Raw genomic sequence first — 22,502 nt, 5'->3', positions numbered from 1 at the left:
GCAGAACATGCTGTTATTGAGAGGACTCAAGGATAGCGGATTCATGTGACCGTCACTGAACGCAACCGGGCTCACACCTTGTGCCGAGCCTCACGCACACCCTGTCTGATTTCTTGTACCGTGGCCAACCACTGCCTGAATTGTTGTGCTTGAAGCTTAAGTTGGTAATCCACTTGCGCCATCTGCTCTTGAAGCAGGCCGCTGAACTGGCTGTCCAAATCTGCTTGTGGCAATGCAAGATAGGCGTCGCTTTCACTGCCGTCTCGCTCAACCGTGGCTCCGGCATGCCGTGCAATTTTGAGCATGGCAGAGTTTTCACTCAAGGCATGGATGAACAGCATGCTCACCCCTTGATTGCGGGCATGCATCACTGCATGCTCAAACAATTTCCCACCCAAGCCCTTGCCGCGCTGATGCGAGGCCACCGAAACACCAAACTCTGCGCAGGTGGCCCACTGCGGATCAATCGAGTAGGCCAAGTGCGCCATGGCGACCAACTCCAATCGGCGATTGAAGACCCCAAATATTTCATCCCTCTCGAAATCAAGGCCCTGAACGTAGCGTCCAATTTGCTCAGCGGTGGCCGCATAGCCAAACCTCAGATATCGGTCTTGAGCCGTCAAGCCACACAGGTGTCGCTCAATGCGTTGCTTGTGCCGTGAAGAAAGGGAACGAATGGGCACCCAGCTCTCTGTTTTTCTGGCTGCGCCATTGGCTTGTCTGTCAGTCAAGCCAACTTTCAAACGCCATCTTCGCCAAAGCCGCTGAAGATGCGCCTTCGTGCGAGACCAGTACTGAACAAGTGGATAGGGCATGTGCGTCCAAACCTAGGGTTTACGATGATTTTGCACCGAATTCCTTTTCATGAATGAATTTTGGTTTTGTCGCATGGGAGACCTGATTGATCCTCCACTCGGGATTTGCCCCATTCCTGCTCTCATCGCCAGTGGCGACAATGACGGACTATCAGGAGAGAAGTCCATGGAACGTATCTGGCTCAAAAATTACCCACCCGGCGTCCCCCACGACATTGACACAGAGCAGTACAAAAGCTTGACAGACTTGCTTGAAACTGCCTTTCGGGTACACGGTCACAGTCCATTTTCTGTGTGCATGAACCGCACGATGAGTTACTCGGCACTGGACGAGTTGTCCAGTGCTTTGGGTGCTTGGCTTCAAAACAAAGGCCTGTTGCCTGGGGCGAGAGTCGCCATCATGCTGCCCAATTTGCCACAGTTTGCAGTCACCATGGCCGCCGTATTGCGCGCAGGCTACACCTGCGTCAATGTCAATCCCCTCTACACCGCCCGTGAATTGGAGCACCAACTCAAAGATTCTGGCGCAACAAGCATTGTCATTCTTGAAAATTTCGCATCAACTTTGCAGCAAGTGATTGAGCAAACACCGATACAGCACGTTGTATTGGCCTCCATCGGCGATTTGCTAGGGCCGTGGTATGGCAGATGGATGAGTTTTGCAGTCAGGCACTTGGCAAAAATGGTCCCCGAGTTCGAGTTGCCTCTCACCGAAAAACGCACCGTCACCTCATTCAAAAAAGCCATTGACCAAGGTCGTCGACTTCATCTTCGCCCAACACTCCAGACCTTGGATGACACCGCGTTCTTGCAGTACACAGGGGGAACAACGGGTCTATCCAAGGGGGCTGTGCTCACGCACCGCAATGTGGTCGCTGCCATTTTGCAAGCTGAAGCCTGGTTTTCTCCAGCATTGGCCGATATTCCTGATCTTCGAAAAGTCAACAGTGTGGCAGCATTGCCGCTTTATCATATTTTTGCGCTGACCCTGTGCCTGTTGGCCATGCGCCAAGGCTCCATGTTGACCTTGATTCCCAATCCCCGTGATTTCGGCATATTCATCGAAGTCCTGAAACAACGCCCTTTTCATGTTTTGCCTGGCGTCAACACCTTGTTCAATGCCTTGATGCAACACCCGATGTTCAAGACGCTTGACTTCTCATCTCTCAAACTCACACAAGCAGGGGGCATGGCGGCCTCTGAGGGCACGGCTCGCAATTGGCAATCTGCCACGGGCAGCGCCATGATTGAGGGTTGGGGCATGAGTGAAACATGTGCCATAGGCACCAACAACCCAGTGACACAAAAGGCCTTCAGCGGCAACATTGGTCTACCACTTCCAAGCATCGACATTGCCATCAAGGATGATGATGGCCTCAGCTTACCGATTGGCACATCGGGAGAAATCTGCATTCGCGGCCCCAACGTGATGACGGGTTATTTCAACCAAGCCGCTGAAAATGCCAAAACCTTCACGGCAGATGGGTTCATGCGCACGGGTGATGTGGGCATCATGGACGAACATGGTTTTACGCGTATCGTTGACCGCAAGAAGGACATGATCATCGTCAGTGGCTTCAATGTCTTCCCCAGTGAACTTGAAAATGTGATCTCGACTTGCCCCGGCGTCGTTGAATGCGCCGCCGTCGGCATTCCTGACACCATGCAAGGCGAAACAATCAAGGTTTATGTGGTCCGCAATGACCCGTTATTGACCGAAGAATCGGTCGCTCGTTTTTGTCATGACCATTTGACTGGCTACAAGCGACCCAAATACATTGAGTTTCGAGATGAATTGCCCAAATCCAATGTGGGCAAAATATTGCGCCGCGAGCTGCGCAAATAGACATTGAGCATGTCCCACCCTATTCAATTGCCACCGGGCATGACCGTATTGGAGCGAGGCTGGTTGTCCGCTAACAATGTCTTGCTCACGGATGATCAAAGTGCGACCTTGGTTGACAGTGGGTACGTGACGCATCGTGAGCAAACCTTGGCGTTGGTGAGTGACCACTTGAACGGCCGCCCCCTTGACCGCTTGGTCAACACCCACCTGCACAGCGATCATTGTGGAGGCAATCAATTTTTACAATTGCATTTCCCCCAACTTCAAACATGGATCCCACCCGGTTTGTCACACGCGGTCTTGGATTGGGTGCAAGATGAACTGAGCTACCAACCCACAGGCCAAAATTGCCCACGCTTTCGTTTCACCCACTTGCTCCAACCCGGCAGTGTCCACCGCTGGGCCAATTCGGATTGGGAGGTGCATGCTGCACCAGGACATGATCCACATTCGCTGATTTTGTTTGCACCCGAGCATCGCCTACTCATGTCTGCGGATGCCCTTTGGCAAAACGGATTTGGCGTTGTTTTCCCTGAACTCGTTGGCGTCGCTGCATTTGACGAAGTGGCTCAAACCTTGGATTTGATTGAGCGCTTGAACCCATGCACCATCATTCCTGGGCATGGCTCAGTTTTCAACGATGTTTTGCCGGCCTTGAGTCTTGCACGCCAAAAATTAGATGCTTTCGCTCAGAATCCGGAACGGCATGCCCGCTATGGCACCAAGGTCTTGCTCAAGTTCAAATTGCTGGAGTGGGGTCACATTTCCAGACAAGATTTCAATGCTTGGGCAATGGATGTGCCCTACATGCGTGATTTGCACCAGCGTTTTGGAATGGCTTATTCCTTGCCCACTTGGCTAGACATGATGTTGGCCGAATTGGCTCGCAGCGGCGCTCTGAGGGAGTTGGATGGCGTTCTTCACGATGCATGATCTTCTACAAAAACCAGCACTGATCAATAACTCGAAATAAAACAAAAAAGCCTTTTTGACAAGTCAAAAAGGCTTTTTATTTGTCCATACAGGATGGAGCGGGAAACGAGATTCGAACTCGCGACCTCAACCTTGGCAAGGTTGCGCTCTACCAACTGAGCTATTCCCGCATATGTATCACTTTGGCGGAGTGGACGGGACTCGAACCCGCGACCCCCGGCGTGACAGGCCGGTATTCTAACCAACTGAACTACCACTCCAAGCTTTTTCGTGCATTGACATTTTGGCTCCTCGACCTGGGCTCGAACCAGGGACCTACGGATTAACAGTCCGGCGCTCTACCGACTGAGCTATCGAGGAATGTATGCAGCGAAAAGAAAACGTCGTAGAAAAACTTCTCTACGACGTTGATTTGGTGGCCTGAGTCGGAATCGAACCAACGACACGCGGATTTTCAATCCGCTGCTCTACCAACTGAGCTATCGGGCCATAAACGTTATTGTATCAGAGGAAAACTGCTTTCTGGGGGGACCGCAGCGAAATCAGAGGATTCGTTTGCTGCGGGTCAAATCAACGCCCAGTTGTTTCAGCTTCCTGTACAAATGTGTCCGCTCCAAACCCGTTTTTTCAGCCACGCGGGTCATGGAGCCCCCTTCGTTCGACAAATGAAACTCGAAATAAGCTTTTTCAAAAGCATCTCTGGCGTCTCTTAAGGGTAAATTCAAATCAAAAATCTGTTGCACAGCTGGCGTCAAATTGACATCCGAAACCATCATGGTCGCAGCAGGCATCATCTGCCCCACCCTTTGTGCTTGTGCATGAGATGCCATTGCCGCTTGCTTGACCTGATCACGCGCCAGTCCTTGCTCCACAGCTTTGAGCAGCTTTTGCAAGGTAATGGGTTTTTCCAAAAAGGCTTGTGCGCCAATTTTGACGGCATCCACCGCTGTATCGATGGTTGCATGACCGCTCATCATGATCACGGGCATATTGAGCAATCCCGCCGAAGCCCATTCCTTGAGCAAGCTCACGCCATCGGTGTCGGGCATCCAGATGTCCAGCAATACCAAGTCCGGGCGATTTTTTTGACGTGCGAGTCGAGCTTGAGAAGCATTTTCTGCCAGCTCAACCTGGTGACCTTCATCAAAGAGGATCTCCGAAAGCAGATCACGAATCCCCAGCTCGTCGTCCACCACCAATATATTTGCCATATCGCCTGTCTTGTCTCTGTTCATGTAGGGGACGTACTCAGTCCCAGTGAGGCTTGCTTGACTGCGAATGATAGCGATACTTGTGCGCCCTCAATTTTTCCATTGTTCAGGATGTTGCTCATTTCGATTTTTGCACCATGCTCATCCGCAATTTTTTTCACCACGGCAAGCCCCAATCCCGTTCCTTTGGCTTTGGTGGTGACATAGGGCTCAAAGGCCCTTTGCAAAATATTGGGCGCAAAGCCGGGGCCGGTGTCGCTCACAGTCAGACGAACCAGATTCCTTGATCCTCGCCATTCCGTGCGAATCACCACGCGGGATTCCTGACCATGAACACTTGAGGCTTCACATGCATCCTGTGCGTTTTGCAGCAAATTGTGAATGACTTGGCGCAATTGCTGTTCATCGCCCTGGATCTGTGGACACTCAGCGTCGAGGTCAGTCATGACATGCGGTCGCACAATCCGATCAGCGGCTTCATTGACGTACAAAACCATCACATCAGCAATCAATGCATTGAGCTGCACTGACTTGAGCTCTGCAGATGGCAGTCTGGCGTAATCACGAAATTCATTGACCAACCTTTTCATGGCATCCACTTGATCCACGATCGTTTTGACCGATTTGCTCAGGATCGCATCGTCTTGAGCATCCAGCTTTCCGATCAGTTTGCGCTGCAAGCGTTCAGCCGACAGTTGAATCGGTGTCAATGGATTTTTGATTTCGTGCGCCAAACGCCTGGCAACTTCACCCCATGCTTGAGAGCGTTCTGCAGACACGATTTCAGAAATGTCGTCGAAAACGAGTAAGCGCATGCCATCAGGCAGTACCGCGCCTCTGGCCAACAAAGTGACTGCCGTTTGGCCAAGCCCTTGACCGGTGGCATGAATTTCAAAAGACCTCTGCCAATGGTCCAGTTCATGGGTAACTTTATCCGCACGCAAAGCCATGAACTGTTCAGCAACGCCTTGTGCAAAATCCTGCAGCGATGGCAAATCGTTCATGTGCATGCCCTCATGCGCTGCAACCGGTACTCTGAGTATGCGGGTGGCTCCTGGATTGGCAGACTGGATCATGCCCTGGGCGTCCATCACCATCACGCCTGCTGTCAAATTGTCCAAGATCGTCTGCAAATTACTTCTTGCCTGACCCAATTGACTCAAGCTGCGCTCGGAACTTGCACGAGCATCGGCCAACTGCTGCGTCATGTCCGCAAATGAACGGGTCAATCCCCCCAACTCGTCCTTGCCTTGCAAGGCCAACTTGGGACGCAAATCTCCAGCAGTCACTTGCCTCATACCATGCGCCAGCAACAACAAGGGCCTCGCCAATTGATTGCCAAGCAATACCGCCAACAATATGGCACCCAAGACGGCCAAGAACAAACTCAGTGTCAAGGTTCCGATGTACATCCGCTTGAGGCCTTCACGCGCCAATGCACGCTCTTGGTACTCTCTGTAGGCGTTTTGCACTTCCAAAGCATTGTTGACCAAGGTGGGCGGCAAATCTTGCGTCACCAACATCAGGCGTCTCTCTTCATTAAAAGCCAGACTTTGCTGAGGTATGGGCACCAGTATTTTGATTTTGGCTTTATCGCCCCCTGGCATCGCGTCGTCAAGGCCTTCTATCCACGCCAAGCTGCCTTTTTGTCGCGCTTCTTTGATTTGTTGAACAGTCGGTCGATCTGTTCGGATTTGGAACCTTGATTGACCGCTGCTGGCCAAGCTTTTGCCACCCTCTGTCCACAACACCACATCGCTGACGCCCATTTGCTGACGGATTTTTTCAATCGCCAATCCAACTTGCAACTCGGTGACGTCACTCAATTCTGAAGCTGCCGCTTTTGTTTGTTTGGACAACTCATGGCTCAGAGTGTCCAAGGTCGCCCGCCCGAGATTCAAGCCCGCCACCAAGGCGGCCTCTACTTTGACGTCAAACCAACTTTCAATCGATCTGGATACAAATTGGTACGACACCACGTAAATCAAAATTCCAGGTACAACCCCCACCAAGCCAAAAATGCCTGCAAGCTTGACCAGCAAACGAGACCCGAATTGACCACGTCGCAGACGCAGCAACAAACGCAACATGCCCCAAACGATGGTGACAAAAAGACCGATGGCCACAATGGCATTGACCATCACCAACCAATCGTAGGTCTGGTTGTAGCGCTCACGGTTGCCTGTGGCCTGTGTCAGTAACACCAGCAAGCCCAAGCCAATGACCAAAATCGCCAGCACACCAATCATCATCAACCAGCGACTGGCTTTCGATGACAGCGCCGACAATTTCGATGACGGCCCCTTGAACATGTTCACTTCAGCGCACCATTTCTGCACTCAGTCGCAACTGGCTTGCGACTTGCAAATTCCAATCGGCTTGGTTGCCTGCTGCAATTTGAAAGGGACGGGGAAGCTGTGATACGTCCAACTTGAATCGGTACAGAACATATTGCCGGGCCTCTGGGTTGAGTTCACTGGCGTCCGCCACTTTCCAATGGCTTTGCCTTTGTATAACGCCCAGCGCCTCGTTGAGACTTTCAAAATTTTGCGAAATGCTACCCGCCAAACTTGTGACGGAAAATGGTTCTGACGACACATTCAATCTCCAGCGCCGGGTCAAAGGCTGGAAAGCCAGACGGTAATAGCGTGTGACAACACCCACTTTTCGATCAAACCAGTACCAACGATCACGCATCAATTCAGCCTCGGCCATGAAGTGAACTGCGAGGCCTTTGACCAAGGCATCTTCTACAACAGGGCCTAACTCTAACTTCAACTGTGCATTCAAAACCAACACATTGTCTTGCCGGTTTGCTCTCAAATTCACCAATTCAAGGGTTGCACTTTGCCCCCAAGCTTGGCTCAGGGCCAAGAAACAAGCGCCCAGCAAACATCCCGTTCGAATCCAAAATTCAAACCCGACGTTTTTCCAACAGTGCGTAATAAAACCCATCATGTTCACCCAATGCATTGTGCTTGAATGGAAGGCCCTCAGGGACTTGTCCGGGTATCAAATGACCTGGTGATGGGTGCAATTGGGCATCAGTGTTGTGCTGAAGAAACGCTTGGATGCTTCCATCGCCTTCTGCCTTGAATATAGAACAGGTGCAATAAAGTAACTTTCCACCAGGAGTCAATAAAGGCCATAGGGCTTGAAGGATTTGTCTTTGGATGCCCGCAAGTTGCGCACTGTCTGTCACGCGGCGCAACCAGCGCACATCGGGATGCCGCCTTACCACACCCGAGGCAGTGCACGGCGCGTCCAGCAAAATGGCATCGAATGGAACGCCATCCCACCAATCTGCTGTCTGCATTGCATCGCCTGTGATGACCTTGGCGTGAACACCTGTGCGTGTCAAATTTTGCTCAATACGCTCAGCACGATGGGAATCCACGTCCAATGCCCAGACTTGCGCGTTTTCCAGCAGCTCCAACAAATGTCCTGTTTTCCCACCAGGTGCGGCGCAGGCATCCAGTATTCGCCAAGGGTGCTGCGTATCCATGCCATGCGTTAACAATGGGGCCGCCAATTGAGCAGCCGCATCTTGTACAGACACGTGGCCCTGGGAAAAACCGGGCAAACGTTGCACCGGGACGGGTTTTTCCAACTGTAAACCCTGGGCACCAACGGGCTTGGACATGATCCCGACATCATTCAATTGACCCTGATAATTCTGGACGCTTTGATGCTTGACGTTCACTCTCAAGGTCATCGCTGCGGGTCGTTGCGCCGTATCCAGAAGACTTTGCCAATGCTCGGGATAGTCTTTTTGAAGTCGCTCAATCCACCACGCCGGGTGATTCCAACGGGCCTCCAAGAACCCATCTGTCTGTTCAATCAACGCTGTTCTCTCTCGCATAAAGCGTCGCAAGCAGGCATTGATGAACCCACTTTGAGCTTTCGTGTGCCTTTGCTTTTGTGCAGCCTCAACCGTTTGATTCACCAGGGTGTGAACGGGGTATGGTGCATCTGAATCACGCCAGCACAAGGCCAAGGCTGTGCAAAGTAGCGCGTCTGCAGCCGGGGGTGGTGCCTTGGATGCCAGTTTTCCGCGCAAGGCCATAGCTCTTCCCCATTGGCGCATGACTTGAAAGCTCAGGGCTTGAACACCAGGCCGCAACTCAGTGGCGACACCGTCTATTTGGGTCGTCAGTGATCGCCCTTCTTTGACCGATTGAACCACCAAAGCGGTTGCCTGCAGCAAACGCCACAATGGCAAAGACTGTGCTGAGGGTGATGATTGCGGCGAAGGATGGTTCATTTTGATTTTTCTTTAATTGGATGTCAGCGTTAAATCCATCCTCATCACCGGCTTGAAGTTCAAACGCTTGGCCAACCAAGATGCTGGCCTCATGCTCAAAGCATCGTTGTATGCAGCGACCGCCACATGGTATGGAATGACAGCAGCTGGCAATGTTTGTCGCATCCTGTTCAAAGCAATTTCAAGATCCGGCTGGATGGGGGCGTGGGCGGTTTGCTGCAACAACCTGATCTCTCCGACCAATTTCAAATGCTGGGAGATCACTTGCTTTTGATGGGTTTGGACCAACGGCTGCAAGCGCATCTGGGACAGAGCCTCCAGCAATCCGTCACAGGCCGCTTGTAAGAGTTCGAGTTCTTTCAGGTCGGTCTCGGTTGACAAGGATTCTCGTGCCGCCAAGCCACCTTGTAATCGCACCAACAACCTCAGCCAAACTGCATCAACACTGCTCCACTGCCTGATGACTTCCGATCGAAGACGTACCAAACGATTGTGCGCCCCCACAGACCAAAACAAAGTCAACAAGACCAATGCCCCAAAGATCAAAATACCCATGCGCACCTCTTTGTTGTCTTGCTTATGAAACAGCCCCTGACCGCGCAGCAGTACAGGGGCTGATCAGGATCATCGTTTTCACGATGATCTCAGGGCTCAGGCAGCTTCGCCAGAATCCGTGACGGCGTCCTCAGCATTTTCACCAGCCAATTCGGCAGCCTCTGCATCGGCAATGGCGCGGCGCTCAGCGTCGTCCATCGCATCTTTGACAGCACGGGCTTTGTGATAAGCCAAACCTGTACCAGCGGGGATCAAACGACCCACAATCACGTTTTCTTTCAAACCACGCAATTCATCACGCTTGCCCATGATGGCCGCTTCGGTCAGCACCCGTGTTGTTTCCTGGAAGGAAGCAGCCGAGATGAACGAATCGGTCGACAAGGAGGCCTTGGTAATGCCCAGCAACAAGTTGCTGTAGGTTGCCGGGATTTTGCCCTCGCGCTGCAATGCATCATTGGTGTTGAGCATTTCAGAGCGTTCAACCTGTTCACCAGAGATGTACGTTGAATCACCGATGTTCTCAACCACCACGCGGCGCAGCATCTGACGAACAATCACTTCGATGTGCTTGTCGTTGATCTTCACGCCTTGCAAGCGGTAAACGTCCTGCACTTCGTCGACGATGTAGCGGGCCAACTCTTCAATGCCCAGTAAGCGCAAGATGTCTTGTGGATCGGCCGGGCCATCCACAATGCTTTCGCCCTTGTTGACCACTTGGCCTTCGTGCACCAAGATGTTCTTCTCTTTGGGGATCAGTTCATCCCAGACCTTGCCTTCAGGGTCAGTGATTTGCAAGCGGACCTTGCCTTTGGTTTCCTTACCGAAAGACACGGTACCGGTGATCTCAGCCAGCATGCCTTTGTCTTTGGGCGTACGGGCTTCAAACAGCTCGGCCACACGGGGCAAACCGCCGGTGATGTCTCGGGTCTTTTGACCTTCGACGGGGATACGGGCCAGCACTTCACCAGGGCCCACATCCATGCCGTCACGCACTTGGATCAACGAGCCGATCTGGAAGCCAATGGTCACCGAGTGATCGGTGCCAGGGATCTTGACTTCTTTGCCTTGGGCATCGATCAGCTTGACCTGTGGGCGAATGACCTTGGCAGCACCACGGCGCTTGGGGTCAATGACCACCAGCGTGGACAAGCCGGTCACTTCATCCAGTTGTTTGGCCACGGTCATGCCCTCTTCCACATTCTCGAATTTCACCTGTCCAGCGAATTCGGTGATGATTGGACGGGTCAGAGGGTCCCAATTGGCCAAGATGGTGCCAGCCTTGATGGTCTGATCGGCTTTGATCGACAAGATGGCGCCGTAAGGCACCTTGTGACGCTCGCGCTCACGACCGTGCTCGGTGATGATGATTTCGCCAGAGCGTGCAATCACAACCAACTCACCCTTGGTGTTGGTCACATAACGCATGGTGGCATTGAAGCCAATGGTGCCGTTGGACTTGGCTTCCACGCTGGACGCCACAGCAGCACGCGAAGCCGCACCACCAATGTGGAAGGTACGCATCGTCAGCTGTGTGCCTGGCTCACCAATCGACTGGGCGGCGATCACACCAACGGCTTCGCCGTTGTTGACCAAACCGCCACGGCCCAGATCGCGGCCATAGCACTTGGCGCACAAACCAAAGCGTGTTTCGCAGGTCAGTGCCGTGCGCACCTTGACTTCGTCCACACCCGCCGCTTCGAGTTCATCAATCAGGTCCTCGTCAAGCATGACGCCTGCTTCGGCCAATACAGCCCGGTTTTCAGGGTGCAAGACGTCTTCAGCCACAGTACGGCCCAAAATGCGGTCGCGCAGCGATTCGATCACTTCACCGCCTTCGACGATGGCGCGCATCAGCGAGCCATCAGCAGTGCCGCAATCGAGTTCAGTGACCACCAGATCTTGGGTCACGTCCACCAGACGTCGTGTCAGGTAACCCGAGTTGGCCGTTTTCAAAGCCGTATCGGCCAGACCTTTACGAGCACCGTGGGTCGAGATGAAGTACTGCAACACGTTCAGACCCTCACGGAAGTTCGCCGTGATGGGGGTCTCAATGATGGAGCCGTCGGGCTTGGCCATCAGGCCACGCATGCCGGCCAGCTGGCGAATCTGAGCTGCAGAACCGCGCGCACCGGAGTCGGCCATCATGTAAATCGAGTTGAACGATTCCTGATCGACTTCATTGCCATGACGGTCAATGGTTTTTTCTTTGCGCAGCTGGTCCATCATCACTTTGGAGACGACGTCACCGGCCTTGCCCCAGATGTCAACGACTTTGTTGTAACGCTCACCAGCAGTCACCAGACCGGAGACGTATTGCTGCTCGATGTCTTTGACTTCCTTTTCGGCCGCTTCAATGATGGCAGGCTTCTCAGGTGGGACGAGCATGTCGTCGATACCGATGGAGATGCCAGCGCGTGTGGCCAGACGGAAACCGTTTTGCAACAGCTTGTCGGCGAACACGACGGTCTCTTTCAAGCCACACTTGCGGAAAGACGTGTTGATCAGCTTGGAAATTTCCTTTTTCTTGAGCGCCTTGTTCAAGTTGCTGAAAGGCAGGCCCTTGGGCAGGATCTCGGACAACAAGGCACGGCCGACGGTGGTTTCCACCATCGAGACAGCCGAGGTGAATTCACCGGTTGCCTTGTTTTTGGTCCACTCGGTCATGCGCACGTTGATCTTGGCAGCCAATTCAACAGCATTGGCGTCCAAAGCGCGCTGCACTTCACCAATGTCGGCAAAGATCAAGCCTTCACCTTTGGCGTTGATGCGGTCGCGGGTGGCGTAATACAGGCCCAACACCACGTCTTGCGAGGGAACAATGGAGGGCTCGCCCGATGCAGGGAACAAGATGTTGTTCGACGCGAGCATCAGTGTGCGAGCTTCCATCTGCGCTTCCACCGACAGCGGAATGTGCACAGCCATCTGGTCACCGTCGAAGTCGGCGTTGAAGGCCGCGCAAACGAGGGGATGGAGCTGAATGGCTTTGCCTTCGATCAACAAAGGCTCAAATGCCTGGATGCCCAAACGGTGCAATGTTGGCGCACGGTTGAGCATCACGGGGTGCTCTTTGATGACCTCTTCCAGAATATCCCACACCACGGGTGTGCCAGATTCAACTTCTTTCTTGGCGGCCTTGATCGTGGTGGCGATGCCCATGGCTTCGAGGCGGGCAAAGATGAAAGGCTTGAACAGCTCAATCGCCATCAGTTTGGGCAGGCCGCACTGATGGAGTTTGAGCGTTGGGCCCACGGTGATGACGGAACGACCGGAGTAGTCCACGCGCTTGCCCAGCAAGTTCTGACGGAAACGACCGCTCTTGCCTTTGATCATGTCAGCCAAGGACTTCAAGGCACGCTTGTTCGCACCGGTCATGGCCTTGCCGCGGCGGCCGTTGTCCAACAAGCTGTCCACGGCTTCTTGAAGCATGCGCTTTTCGTTACGGGCAATGATCTCAGGCGCTTTGAGTTCCAGCAAACGGCGCAGACGGCTGTTGCGGTTGATCACGCGGCGGTACAGGTCGTTCAGGTCAGAGGTCGCAAAGCGGCCGCCGTCCAGGGGCACCAGAGGACGCAGGTCCGGTGGCAACACAGGCAACACCTCGAGCACCATCCACTCGGGCTTGATGCCTGATTTCTTGAAGGCTTCAAGAACTTTCAAACGCTTGGAGTTCTTTTTGACCTTGAGTTCGGATCCGGTCAAGTCACCCCGCAAACGCTCGATTTCGCTTTCGATATCGATGCTTTGCAGCAGTTCTTTGATGCCTTCTGCACCCATCTTGGCCACGAATTCGTCGCCATACTCTTTGACTTTGGCATCGTAATCATCTTCGGACATGATGCTGAATTTTTTCAGCGGGGTCATGCCGGTATCGGTCACCACGTAGGCTTCAAAGTACAGCACGCGCTCGATGTCACGCAGTGTCATGTCAAGGACCAGGCCCAAACGCGAAGGCAATGACTTCAGAAACCAGATGTGCGCGCAAGGTGCGGCCAGGTCAATGTGACCCATGCGCTCGCGACGCACTTTGGTTTGTGTGACTTCAACGCCGCACTTCTCGCAGATCACACCGCGGTGCTTGAGGCGTTTGTACTTGCCGCACAGGCATTCATAGTCTTTGATGGGGCCAAAAATTTTGGCGCAAAACAGACCATCGCGCTCGGGCTTGAAGGTACGGTAGTTGATGGTTTCCGGCTTTTTCACTTCGCCGAAAGACCAAGAACGGATCTTCTCGGGCGATGCCAGGCCGATGCGGATGGCATCGAAGTGGTCATCTGGCGTGAACTGCTTGAACAGGTCGAGTAGTGATTTCATGGTTTAAATCCTTTGCCTGTGAATTAAGAACGCTCGAGCTCAATGTCAAGGCCCAGCGAACGGATTTCCTTGACCAGCACGTTGAACGACTCGGGCATGCCCGCTTCAATGGAGTGTTCGCCTTTGACAATGCTTTCGTACACCTTGGTACGGCCTTGCACGTCGTCAGACTTGACGGTGAGCATTTCTTGCAGAACATAAGAAGCGCCATAGGCTTCCAGTGCCCACACTTCCATCTCACCGAAACGCTGACCACCGAACTGCGCTTTACCACCCAGCGGCTGCTGTGTGACCAAGCTGTAAGGACCCGTCGAGCGTGCGTGCATCTTGTCGTCGACCAAATGGTGCAGCTTCAAGTAATGCATGTAGCCGATGGTGGTTGGCCGGTCAAAGGCGTCGCCTGTGCGGCCATCAAACAAATTCGCTTGTGTGCGTGTGGCCGTCAGACCCTTGGCCTTGGCCAAGTCATCGGGGTAAGCCAAATGCAACATGGCACGGATTTCTTCTTCTGCTGCACCGTCGAACACCGGCGTGGCAAACGGGAAACCGTCTTTCAGGTTGTTGGCCATGTCAAGTACTTCGTCATCACTCAATTGCGACAAGTCTTCTTTGCGGCCCATGCTGTTGTACAACTGCTCAAACAGCTTGCGCAGTTCGGCAACTTTTTCCATGCGTTGGGTTTCAGCTTGAAGCATGTTGCCAATGCGGTGGCCAATGCCTTTGCCTGCCCAACCCAAATGAACTTCAAGCACCTGACCCACGTTCATGCGCGAAGGCACGCCCAACGGGTTGAGCACAATGTCGGCAGGTGTGCCATCGGCCATGAAAGGCATGTCTTCGACGGGCACGATCTTGGAGACCACACCCTTGTTGCCGTGACGGCCAGCCATCTTGTCACCGGGCTGCAAGCGGCGCTTGACGGCCAAGTAAACCTTGACCATTTTGAGCACACCAGCGGGCAACTCGTCGCCTTGTGTCAGCTTCTTGCGTTTTTCTTCAAACGACAAATCGAAGCTGTGGCGGGTTTGCTCCAGCGAGTTCTTGATGGACTCGAGCTGCATGGCCACATCTTCTTCGGCGGGGCGAATGTCGAACCAATGGAACTTGTCGACCGACTCCATGTAGGCTTTGTCGAGCTTGGTCCCTTTGGACAGCTTTTGTGGGCCACCGTTGGCCACGCGGCCCACCAGCAGTTTCTCGATACGGTCAAAGGCGTCCGCTTCCACGATGCGCAGCTGGTCGTTCAGGTCCAAGCGGAAACGCTTGAGTTCGTCGTCGATGATCTGCTGGGCACGCTTGTCGCGCACGATGCCTTCACGGGTGAAGACCTGCACGTCGATCACGGTGCCTTGCGAGCCCTGATCCACGCGCAGTGAGGTGTCTTTCACATCCGATGCCTTCTCGCCGAAGATGGCGCGCAGCAGTTTCTCTTCAGGCGTGAGGGTGGTTTCTCCTTTGGGGGTGACCTTGCCGACCAGCACATCGCCGGGTTGCACTTCTGCACCCACGTAGATGATGCCGGAGTCGTCCAGGCGGCCCAGTTGCTGTTCGGACAGGTTGGGGATGTCGCGCGAAATTTCTTCGGCGCCCAACTTGGTGTCACGGGCCATGACCACGAGTTCTTCGATGTGGATCGAGGTGTAGCGGTCTTCCGACACAACACGCTCAGAGATCAAGATCGAGTCTTCGAAGTTGTAACCGTTCCAGGGCATGAAGGCGATCAGCATGTTCTGACCGATGGCGATTTCGCCCAAGTCGGTCGATGCGCCGTCAGCGATCACATCCCCCTTGGCCAGCCTGTCGCCACGCTTGACGATGGGGCGCTGGTGGATGTTCGTGTTCTGGTTGGAGCGCTGGTACTTGATCAGGTTGTAGATGTCCACACCCACTTCGCCGGCCAAAGCTTCAGCGTCGTTCACGCGGATCACGATGCGGGTTGCGTCCACATAGTCGACGATGCCGCCACGGGTTGCGGTGACCACGGTGCCGGAGTCGACCGCTGCAACGCGTTCGATGCCGGTGCCCACCATGGGCTTTTCAGGACGCAACACAGGCACGGCCTGACGCGACATGTTCGCACCCATCAAAGCGCGGTTGGCGTCATCATGCTCGAGGAACGGCACCAAAGAGGCCGCCACCGAAACGATCTGCGCTGGCGACACGTCCATGTACTGGATGCGCTCGGCGCCACACAGGATGGATTCACCCTTTTCACGCGCAGACACCAGGTCACCGGTGAGCTTGCCGTCTTTGTCCAACGTGGCGTTGGCCTGGGCGATGACGTACTTGCCTTCTTCAATGGCCGACAGGTAGTCGATGTCCATCGTGACTTTGCCTTCCACCACGCGGCGGTAAGGGGTTTCGATGAAACCGTACTCGTTCAGACGGGCGTACAGGGCCAATGAGTTGATCAGACCAATGTTTGGGCCTTCTGGTGTTTCAATGGGGCAGACGCGACCGTAATGGGTCACGTGCACGTCTCGCACTTCAAAGCCAGCACGTTCGCGGGTCAGACCACCTGGGCCAAGGGCCGACACGCGGCGCTTGTGGGTGATCTCGGCCAGCGGGTTGGTCTGGTCCATGAACTGCGACAGCTGGGATGCACCAAAGAACTCTTTCAAGGCCGCAGAAATCGGCTTGGAGTTGATCAGGTCATGCGGCATGAGCGGCTCTTGCTCGGCCTGGCCCAAACGTTCTTTGACGGCTTTTTCGATGCGTGCCAAACCTGTGCGGTACTGGTTTTCGGCCAATTCACCCACGCAACGCACGCGGCGGTTACCCAAGTGGTCGATGTCATCGACTTCACCGTTGCCGTTGCGCAAGTCCACCAAAATCTTGACGACAGCCAAGATGTCTTCGTTGGTCAAGACCATGGGGCCTGTGGAGTCTGGACGACCGACACGGGCGTTGAACTTCATGCGACCCACACGCGACAAGTCGTAAGTGTCGGGGTTGTAAAACAAGCGCTGGAACAGGGCTTGCACTGCGTCTTCTGTTGGTGGTTCGCCAGGACGCATCATGCGGTAGATCGCCACGCGTGCGGCGAACTCGTCGACGGTTTCGTCGATGCGCAGGGTCTGCGAAATGTAAGCGCCCTGATCCAACTCGTTGGTGTAGATGCAAGGGAGGTCTTGGATACCCGATGTGCGCAGCTTTTTCAGCAGCGCTTCGGTCAACTCTTCGTTGGCCTTGGCGATGATCTCGCCAGTGTCTGCTTCGACAATGCTGCGTGCAACCACGCGACCCAACAGGTAGTCTTCTGGCACGCTGATGTGCGTGGTGCCCGATTGCTCGAGTTCACGGGTGTGACGCACGGTGATGCGCTTGTCTTTGGCCACCACCACTTTGCCGGACTTGTCGGTGATGTCAAAACGGGCGACTTCGCCACGCAGACGCTCAGCCACAAATTCCATCTGGGCACCGTTATCCATCAGACGGAAATTGTCATTGACGAAGAAGTTGGCCAGGATCGACTCAGGGTTCAGGCCGATGGCCTTGAGCAAGATCGACACCGGCATTTTGCGGCGACGATCAACCCGGAAATACAGAATGTCCTTCGGATCGAATTCAAAGTCGAGCCAAGAACCGCGATAAGGAATGATGCGGGCCGAAAACAACAACTTGCCCGAGCTGTGGGTCTTGCCCTTGTCGTGTTCAAAGAACACGCCAGGAGAACGGTGCAACTGGGACACGATCACGCGTTCAGTACCGTTGATGATGAAAGAACCTTTGTCGGTCATCAAAGGCACTTCGCCCATATAGACTTCTTGCTCTTTGACTTCTTTCACAATTTTTGATTGTGATGTCGACGTTTCACGGTCATAAATGATGAGCTGTACCCGGGCCCGAACGGCTGAAGAGAAGGTCAGTCCACGTGTCTGGCATTCACGCACATCAAATGCAGGTTTGGCCAAGTTGTACTCAACAAACTTCATTTCCACAAATCCATTGTGCGAAACAATGGGAAATGCTGATTCAAAGGCTGCTTGCAAGCCTTCGTGGGTTCGTTTGGATGAGACCACACCTGCTTGAAGGAAAGACGTGTAAGCGTCTTTTTGCATCTGGAGCAGGTAGGGAACTTCGAGCACGCTTTCGCGGCTGCCGAAACTTTTGCGGATTCGCTTGCGTTCGGTATAGGAATAGGCCATGAGATCTCCGGGCTTGATCTTTCAGAACTGTGTATTGGTGGCACTTTTCAGTACCCACAAAGGGCTTGGCGGCTGGCCACTACCAGCGTTGGCGGACGATTGCGCATTGCACGCAACCCGTACCAAGGGTTTTCTGCAGTCGGGTCAGAAAACACTGGAAAGCAGACTATTGAAATCAACTTTCCGGTGTTTCAACAAAACACTGGAAAGCAGACTGTTGAAATCTACTTTCCGGTGTTCATTTTTTAGAGACTCGAGCGCCAATGTTTAAAAACGTTGCATTGATTCAGAATTACTTGACTTTGAATCAACTCCTGACTAGATGAACAAAAAATGGGTTCTTTTTGATCTATTTTTCAGGTCCTCTTCAAGGACCAAAGGCTGGAGGTCCTCACGGACACTCCAGCCTTGGAAAGTCACTGAATTACTTGAGTTCGGCTTTGGCGCCTGCGTCTTCCAGCTTCTTCTTGGCGGCTTCAGCATCTGCCTTAGGCAAAGCTTCTTTGACCGCTTTAGGAGCGCCATCCACCAGGTCTTTGGCTTCTTTCAAGCCCAAACCTGTGATTTCACGCACAGCTTTAATCACGGACACTTTGTTCGCACCAGCTTCGAGCAACACAACGTTGAACTCAGTCTTCTCTTCAGCCACGGCTGCAGCAGCGCCGCCTGCAGCTGGAGCAGCCATAGCGGCAGCGCTCACACCAAATTTCTCTTCGATGGCTTTCACCAAGTCGTTGAGTTCCATGACCGTCATGCTGTCGAGCGCGGTCAAAAATGCGTCTTTATCGAATGCCATTTTTATTTCCTAACAATTGGTTAAATACGAAAACTGGCCTTAAGCGGCAACAGCTTCGCCTTCGCCTTTTTTGGCCGCCAAAGCACCCAACACCACTGCGGTGCGAGACATCGGCGACATCAACAAGCCACACAACTGAGCCAACAACACTTCTTTCGAAGGAATGCTTGCCAATTGCTTCACGCCGTTCACATCCAAGACTTTGCCTGCAAATGCACCTGCACGAATCACCAACTTGTCGTTGGTTTTCGCGAAGTCAGCTACCACTTTTGCGGCAGCCACTGCATCTTCAGAGAAGCCATAGATCAGCGGACCGGTCATCTGGTCGGCGACAACTTCAAACTGCGTACCTGTCACAGCACGGCGAGCCAAAGTGTTTTTCAACACTGTCAGCGAAACGCCGAGGCTGCGAGCTTTGACGCGCAGGTTGGTCATGTCAGCGACCGTGATACCACGGTATTCCGCCATCACAAGCGTTTGAGCTTTAGCGGCGAGGTCGGTCACTTCGGAAATGACCGCTTCTTTCTCACTGCGATTCAGACTCAAGGTCTACTCCTTTATATGTGTTTTTCGGGTCACCCCTTGAACACGCCTATTTGCAGCGACCAACTGTTCAGGATCTTCATCCATCTGCAGCGGGATCGCCATCTGCGTTGGCCCAAACAGACAAGCTAACTTGTTTGATTGTTGATTAAGCACATCTGCGTGTGCACCAACGGTCTTGGATGGCCTGCAGCTCTTTTGCAAAGAGTGCAGCCCACCACATTGAGCAGGCTTGTCAGCCCACTCAAATTTTTATCGCAATCAAGCTGCGATGGATTGTGTGTCAACGCGAACGCCCACACCCATGGTCGAAGACACGGCCACTTTGCGCAGGTAAACACCCTTGCTCGTGGCTGGCTTGGCTTTCACCAAAGCTTCGATCAAGGCAGCCAAGTTGCCTTGCAACTTGTCATTCTCGAAAGAACGGCGACCAATGGTGCCGTGGACAATACCGGCTTTGTCAACACGGAACTGGACTTGACCAGCCTTTGCGTTGCGCACAGCAGTCGCCACATCTGGGGTCACGGTGCCGACTTTGGGGTTAGGCATCAAGCCGCGTGGGCCCAGGATTTGACCCAAAGTACCCACAACGCGCATGGCGTCAGGGGCAGCAATCACCACATCGAAAGGCATGTCGCCAGCTTTTACGCGGGCAGCCAAGTCGTCCATGCCGACCACATCAGCACCAGCGGCTTTGGCTTCTTCAGCCTTGGCGCCTTGTGCGAACACAGCAACGCGGGCGGTTTTGCCCGTGCCGTTAGGCAACACGACAGCACCACGAACCACTTGATCAGACTTCTTGGCATCAATGCCGAGTTGCACAGCCACGTCGATGGACTCATCGAACTTGGCATTGGCGCAATCTTTCACGATCACCAAGGCATCGGCCAAGGGGTACAGCTTGTTGCTGTCCACTTTGCCGACAAAGGCTTTTTGTTTTTTAGTGAGCTTGGACATTTACACGCCCTCCACATTCACGCCCATGGAACGGGCAGTACCAGCGATGGTGCGAACGGCTGCGTCCATGTCGGCGGCAGTCAGATCTTTCATCTTGGTTTTGGCGATTTCTTCCAGCTGAGCACGGGTGATCTTGCCAACTTTTTCCAAGCCTGGCTTGGTCGAGGCCTTGTCAATCTTGATGGACTTCTTGATCAAAGTGGCCGCTGGTGGCGTTTTGATGATGAAGGTGAAGGACTTGTCTGCAAACGCAGTGATCACCACTGGCAATGGCAGACCTGGCTCGACGCCTTGGGTCTGGGCGTTGAACGCCTTGCAGAATTCCATGATGTTCAAACCACGCTGACCCAGTGCTGGACCGATGGGTGGTGATGGATTGGCTTTACCAGCTGGCACTTGCAGCTTGATGAAGCCGACGATTTTTTTCGCCATGCTTTTCTCCTTGCGGGTATTAACGCTTAGGTATTAAAACCTTCAGCTTCCCGGGGTTAACGACTCTTCAACTCAATTTGGCACCGAGTCGGTTCATGCCAAACCTTTTCTCATTCAGGTTTTTTCGACCTGACTGAATTCCAATTCAACGGGTGTCGCTCTTCCAAAAATCGTCACAGAAACACGCATCTTGTTGCGTTCGTAATTGACTTCTTCGACGGTCCCATTGAAATCAGTGAAGGGGCCCTCTTTGACCCGAATGTATTCACCGACCTCAAATTCAACTTTATGACGTGGCTTATCTGTGCCCTCTTGCATTTGACTGACAATTTTGGCTACATCTGCTTCTGATATGGGTGCCGGTCTGTTTTTAGCGCCGCCCACAAATCCTGTCACTTTGTTGGTATGTTTGACCAAATGCCATGTTTCATCGTCCATGACCATTTCAACCAAGACATAACCAGGAAAAAACTTGCGCTCAGTTGTTCTTTTTTGGCCATTTTTAACTTCGACCACTTCTTCTGTAGGCACCAAGATTCGGCCAAACTTGGTTTCCATTCCTGAACGTGCAATTCGTTCAACAATGTTGCGCTCTACCGCTTTTTCCATGCCGGAGTAAGCATGAACCACATACCATTTCAAGTCTGGGTTGGTGGACGATCCCGCCATTGGCGCATTCACTACGACATCGTTCATTATTTTTTCCACCCAAGAATCAAATCGTAAAAAACCCATTCCAGGGTTTTGTCTGTTAGCCAAAGAAACAAGGCCATCACAACGACAAAAGCAAAAACATAAGCCGTGATCTGCAGGGCTTCTTTACGCTCAGGCCAAACCACTTTTTTAACTTCACGAACAGCATCGCGACTGAATCCAATCAGTCTCCGACCCATTTCACTGGTCAAGAACACGGCCAATGCTGCAGACAAGCTGACCAGCAAAACTGCCCACTGAACCCAAACACCTTGTTTTGAGAGCATGTAAAAGCCAACCAGGGCCGCGACCACCAGCGACACAGCCAATGCCAATCGCATTTTGTCGCCAGCAGCACTCACAGTTTGAACTTCGGACGTTGCCATACGGGCTTTTACCTTTATTGCACCTCCAATGCAGAGGCGTCTCTTAAGACAATGAAGCCCGCTAGGTTCTAGCGGGCTTGTTATCCACCTTGTTTCAGGTGGCAGGGGCAGTAGGAATCGAACCTACAACCTTCGGTTTTGGAGACCGACGCTCTGCCAATTGAGCTATACCCCTACTTGAAACTCTTTAAGCGATGATCTTGGCAACAACGCCAGCGCCAACGGTGCGGCCGCCTTCGCGGATGGCGAAGCGCAAGCCTTCTTCCATCGCAATGGGGTTGATCAACTTCACAGTGATCGACACGTTGTCACCCGGCATCACCATCTCTTTGCCTTCTGGCAATTCGATCGCGCCGGTCACGTCCGTCGTACGGAAGTAGAACTGAGGACGGTAGTTGTTGAAGAAAGGCGTGTGACGGCCACCTTCGTCTTTGGACAAGACATAGATCTCGCCCGTGAAGTGGGTGTGTGGCTTGATCGAGCCGGGCTTGCACAGCACTTGGCCGCGCTCGACGTCTTCGCGCTTGGTGCCGCGCAACAAGATACCGACGTTGTCACCGGCTTGACCTTGGTCGAGCAACTTGCGGAACATCTCAACGCCTGTGCAAGTGG

Annotated in this window: 17 protein-coding genes and 5 tRNA genes; 2 read left to right on the top strand and 20 right to left on the bottom strand. The window is 53.3% G+C overall.

Translation table 11 applies throughout. From position 1 onward, the window contains the following. Nucleotides 1-71: 71 nt before the first annotated feature. On the bottom strand, nucleotides 72-743 hold the full coding sequence (locus tag B9Z48_RS16235) for a GNAT family N-acetyltransferase (protein ID WP_233261163.1): 672 nt from the start codon (nucleotides 741-743) through the stop codon (nucleotides 72-74). Between the two features lie 238 nt (nucleotides 744-981). Between B9Z48_RS16235 and B9Z48_RS16230 the strand changes: the two genes are divergently transcribed. Together B9Z48_RS16230 and B9Z48_RS16225 are read left to right on the top strand one after the other, a co-directional pair. Next, nucleotides 982-2,661 carry an AMP-binding protein gene (locus B9Z48_RS16230; RefSeq protein WP_108379765.1) on the top strand — a complete coding sequence of 560 codons (1,680 nt, stop codon included), beginning with the start codon at nucleotides 982-984 and terminating at the stop codon, nucleotides 2,659-2,661. A gap of 9 nt (nucleotides 2,662-2,670) precedes the next feature. Then, nucleotides 2,671-3,594 (top strand): MBL fold metallo-hydrolase, encoded by a 924-nt coding sequence (locus tag B9Z48_RS16225; protein ID WP_108379763.1) that lies wholly within the window; start codon nucleotides 2,671-2,673, stop codon nucleotides 3,592-3,594. Nucleotides 3,595-3,688: 94 nt separating this feature from the next. Here B9Z48_RS16225 and B9Z48_RS16220 read toward each other — a convergent pair. From B9Z48_RS16220 to B9Z48_RS16130, 19 genes are all read right to left on the bottom strand, one after another. Beyond that, nucleotides 3,689-3,764: transfer RNA gene (locus B9Z48_RS16220), tRNA-Gly, on the bottom strand. 13 nt (nucleotides 3,765-3,777) lie between these two features. Further along, nucleotides 3,778-3,854 (bottom strand) — tRNA-Asp (locus B9Z48_RS16215). A gap of 24 nt (nucleotides 3,855-3,878) precedes the next feature. Continuing rightward, nucleotides 3,879-3,954, bottom strand: a tRNA-Asn gene (locus B9Z48_RS16210). 53 nt (nucleotides 3,955-4,007) lie between these two features. Continuing rightward, nucleotides 4,008-4,083, bottom strand: a tRNA-Phe gene (locus tag B9Z48_RS16205). A 53-nt stretch (nucleotides 4,084-4,136) separates the two neighbouring features. Continuing rightward, entirely contained in the window at nucleotides 4,137-4,805 is a 669-nt protein-coding gene (locus B9Z48_RS16200; protein ID WP_089952539.1) for a response regulator, read from the bottom strand. Between the two features lie 20 nt (nucleotides 4,806-4,825). Then, on the bottom strand, nucleotides 4,826-7,117 hold the full coding sequence (locus tag B9Z48_RS16195) for an ATP-binding protein (protein ID WP_108379884.1): 2,292 nt from the start codon (nucleotides 7,115-7,117) through the stop codon (nucleotides 4,826-4,828). 7 nt (nucleotides 7,118-7,124) lie between these two features. Then, nucleotides 7,125-7,763 carry a DUF4390 domain-containing protein gene (locus B9Z48_RS16190; RefSeq protein ID WP_233261162.1) on the bottom strand — a complete coding sequence of 213 codons (639 nt, stop codon included), beginning with the start codon at nucleotides 7,761-7,763 and terminating at the stop codon, nucleotides 7,125-7,127. Continuing rightward, nucleotides 7,720-9,069, bottom strand: a complete 1,350-nt coding sequence (gene rsmB / locus B9Z48_RS16185) for a 16S rRNA (cytosine(967)-C(5))-methyltransferase RsmB (protein ID WP_108379759.1) — start codon at nucleotides 9,067-9,069, stop codon at nucleotides 7,720-7,722. Before rsmB ends, B9Z48_RS16190 begins: the two co-directional genes overlap by 44 nt. A gap of 12 nt (nucleotides 9,070-9,081) precedes the next feature. Then, nucleotides 9,082-9,624 (bottom strand): hypothetical protein, encoded by a 543-nt coding sequence (locus B9Z48_RS16180; protein ID WP_089951841.1) that lies wholly within the window; start codon nucleotides 9,622-9,624, stop codon nucleotides 9,082-9,084. Nucleotides 9,625-9,720: 96 nt separating this feature from the next. Next, nucleotides 9,721-13,935 carry a DNA-directed RNA polymerase subunit beta' gene (gene rpoC, locus B9Z48_RS16175; protein WP_089951847.1) on the bottom strand — a complete coding sequence of 1,405 codons (4,215 nt, stop codon included), beginning with the start codon at nucleotides 13,933-13,935 and terminating at the stop codon, nucleotides 9,721-9,723. Nucleotides 13,936-13,958: 23 nt separating this feature from the next. Further along, nucleotides 13,959-18,083 (bottom strand): DNA-directed RNA polymerase subunit beta, encoded by a 4,125-nt coding sequence (gene rpoB / locus B9Z48_RS16170; protein ID WP_108379757.1) that lies wholly within the window; start codon nucleotides 18,081-18,083, stop codon nucleotides 13,959-13,961. Between the two features lie 424 nt (nucleotides 18,084-18,507). Beyond that, the gene (rplL, locus tag B9Z48_RS16165; RefSeq protein WP_089951849.1) at nucleotides 18,508-18,879 is read right to left on the bottom strand and encodes a 50S ribosomal protein L7/L12; all 372 of its coding nucleotides are present in this window, start codon (nucleotides 18,877-18,879) and stop codon (nucleotides 18,508-18,510) included. A gap of 39 nt (nucleotides 18,880-18,918) precedes the next feature. Then, nucleotides 18,919-19,425, bottom strand: a complete 507-nt coding sequence (gene rplJ, locus B9Z48_RS16160) for a 50S ribosomal protein L10 (protein ID WP_089951853.1) — start codon at nucleotides 19,423-19,425, stop codon at nucleotides 18,919-18,921. Nucleotides 19,426-19,683: 258 nt separating this feature from the next. Next, nucleotides 19,684-20,379, bottom strand: a complete 696-nt coding sequence (gene rplA, locus B9Z48_RS16155; protein WP_089951855.1) for a 50S ribosomal protein L1 — start codon at nucleotides 20,377-20,379, stop codon at nucleotides 19,684-19,686. Further along, on the bottom strand, nucleotides 20,380-20,811 hold the full coding sequence (gene rplK / locus B9Z48_RS16150) for a 50S ribosomal protein L11 (protein ID WP_019430860.1): 432 nt from the start codon (nucleotides 20,809-20,811) through the stop codon (nucleotides 20,380-20,382). It abuts the gene before it with no gap. A gap of 114 nt (nucleotides 20,812-20,925) precedes the next feature. Further along, nucleotides 20,926-21,507 carry a transcription termination/antitermination protein NusG gene (gene nusG, locus B9Z48_RS16145; protein WP_089951868.1) on the bottom strand — a complete coding sequence of 194 codons (582 nt, stop codon included), beginning with the start codon at nucleotides 21,505-21,507 and terminating at the stop codon, nucleotides 20,926-20,928. Further along, nucleotides 21,507-21,890 carry a preprotein translocase subunit SecE gene (secE, locus tag B9Z48_RS16140; RefSeq protein ID WP_108379755.1) on the bottom strand — a complete coding sequence of 128 codons (384 nt, stop codon included), beginning with the start codon at nucleotides 21,888-21,890 and terminating at the stop codon, nucleotides 21,507-21,509. The genes nusG and secE overlap by 1 nt, the downstream gene beginning before the upstream one ends. A 99-nt stretch (nucleotides 21,891-21,989) precedes the next feature. Continuing rightward, nucleotides 21,990-22,065: transfer RNA gene (locus tag B9Z48_RS16135), tRNA-Trp, on the bottom strand. Nucleotides 22,066-22,077: 12 nt separating this feature from the next. Then, on the bottom strand, nucleotides 22,078-22,502 hold a 425-nt coding region (locus tag B9Z48_RS16130), incomplete at its 5' end, for an EF-Tu/IF-2/RF-3 family GTPase (protein WP_368665925.1).

This window comes from Limnohabitans sp. WS1 (assembly GCF_003063265.1).
Classification (GTDB): Bacteria; Pseudomonadota; Gammaproteobacteria; order Burkholderiales; family Burkholderiaceae_C; genus Limnohabitans_A.
Note: the sequence above shows the minus strand (reverse complement) of the source record. Positions and strands in the feature narration are given on the sequence as shown.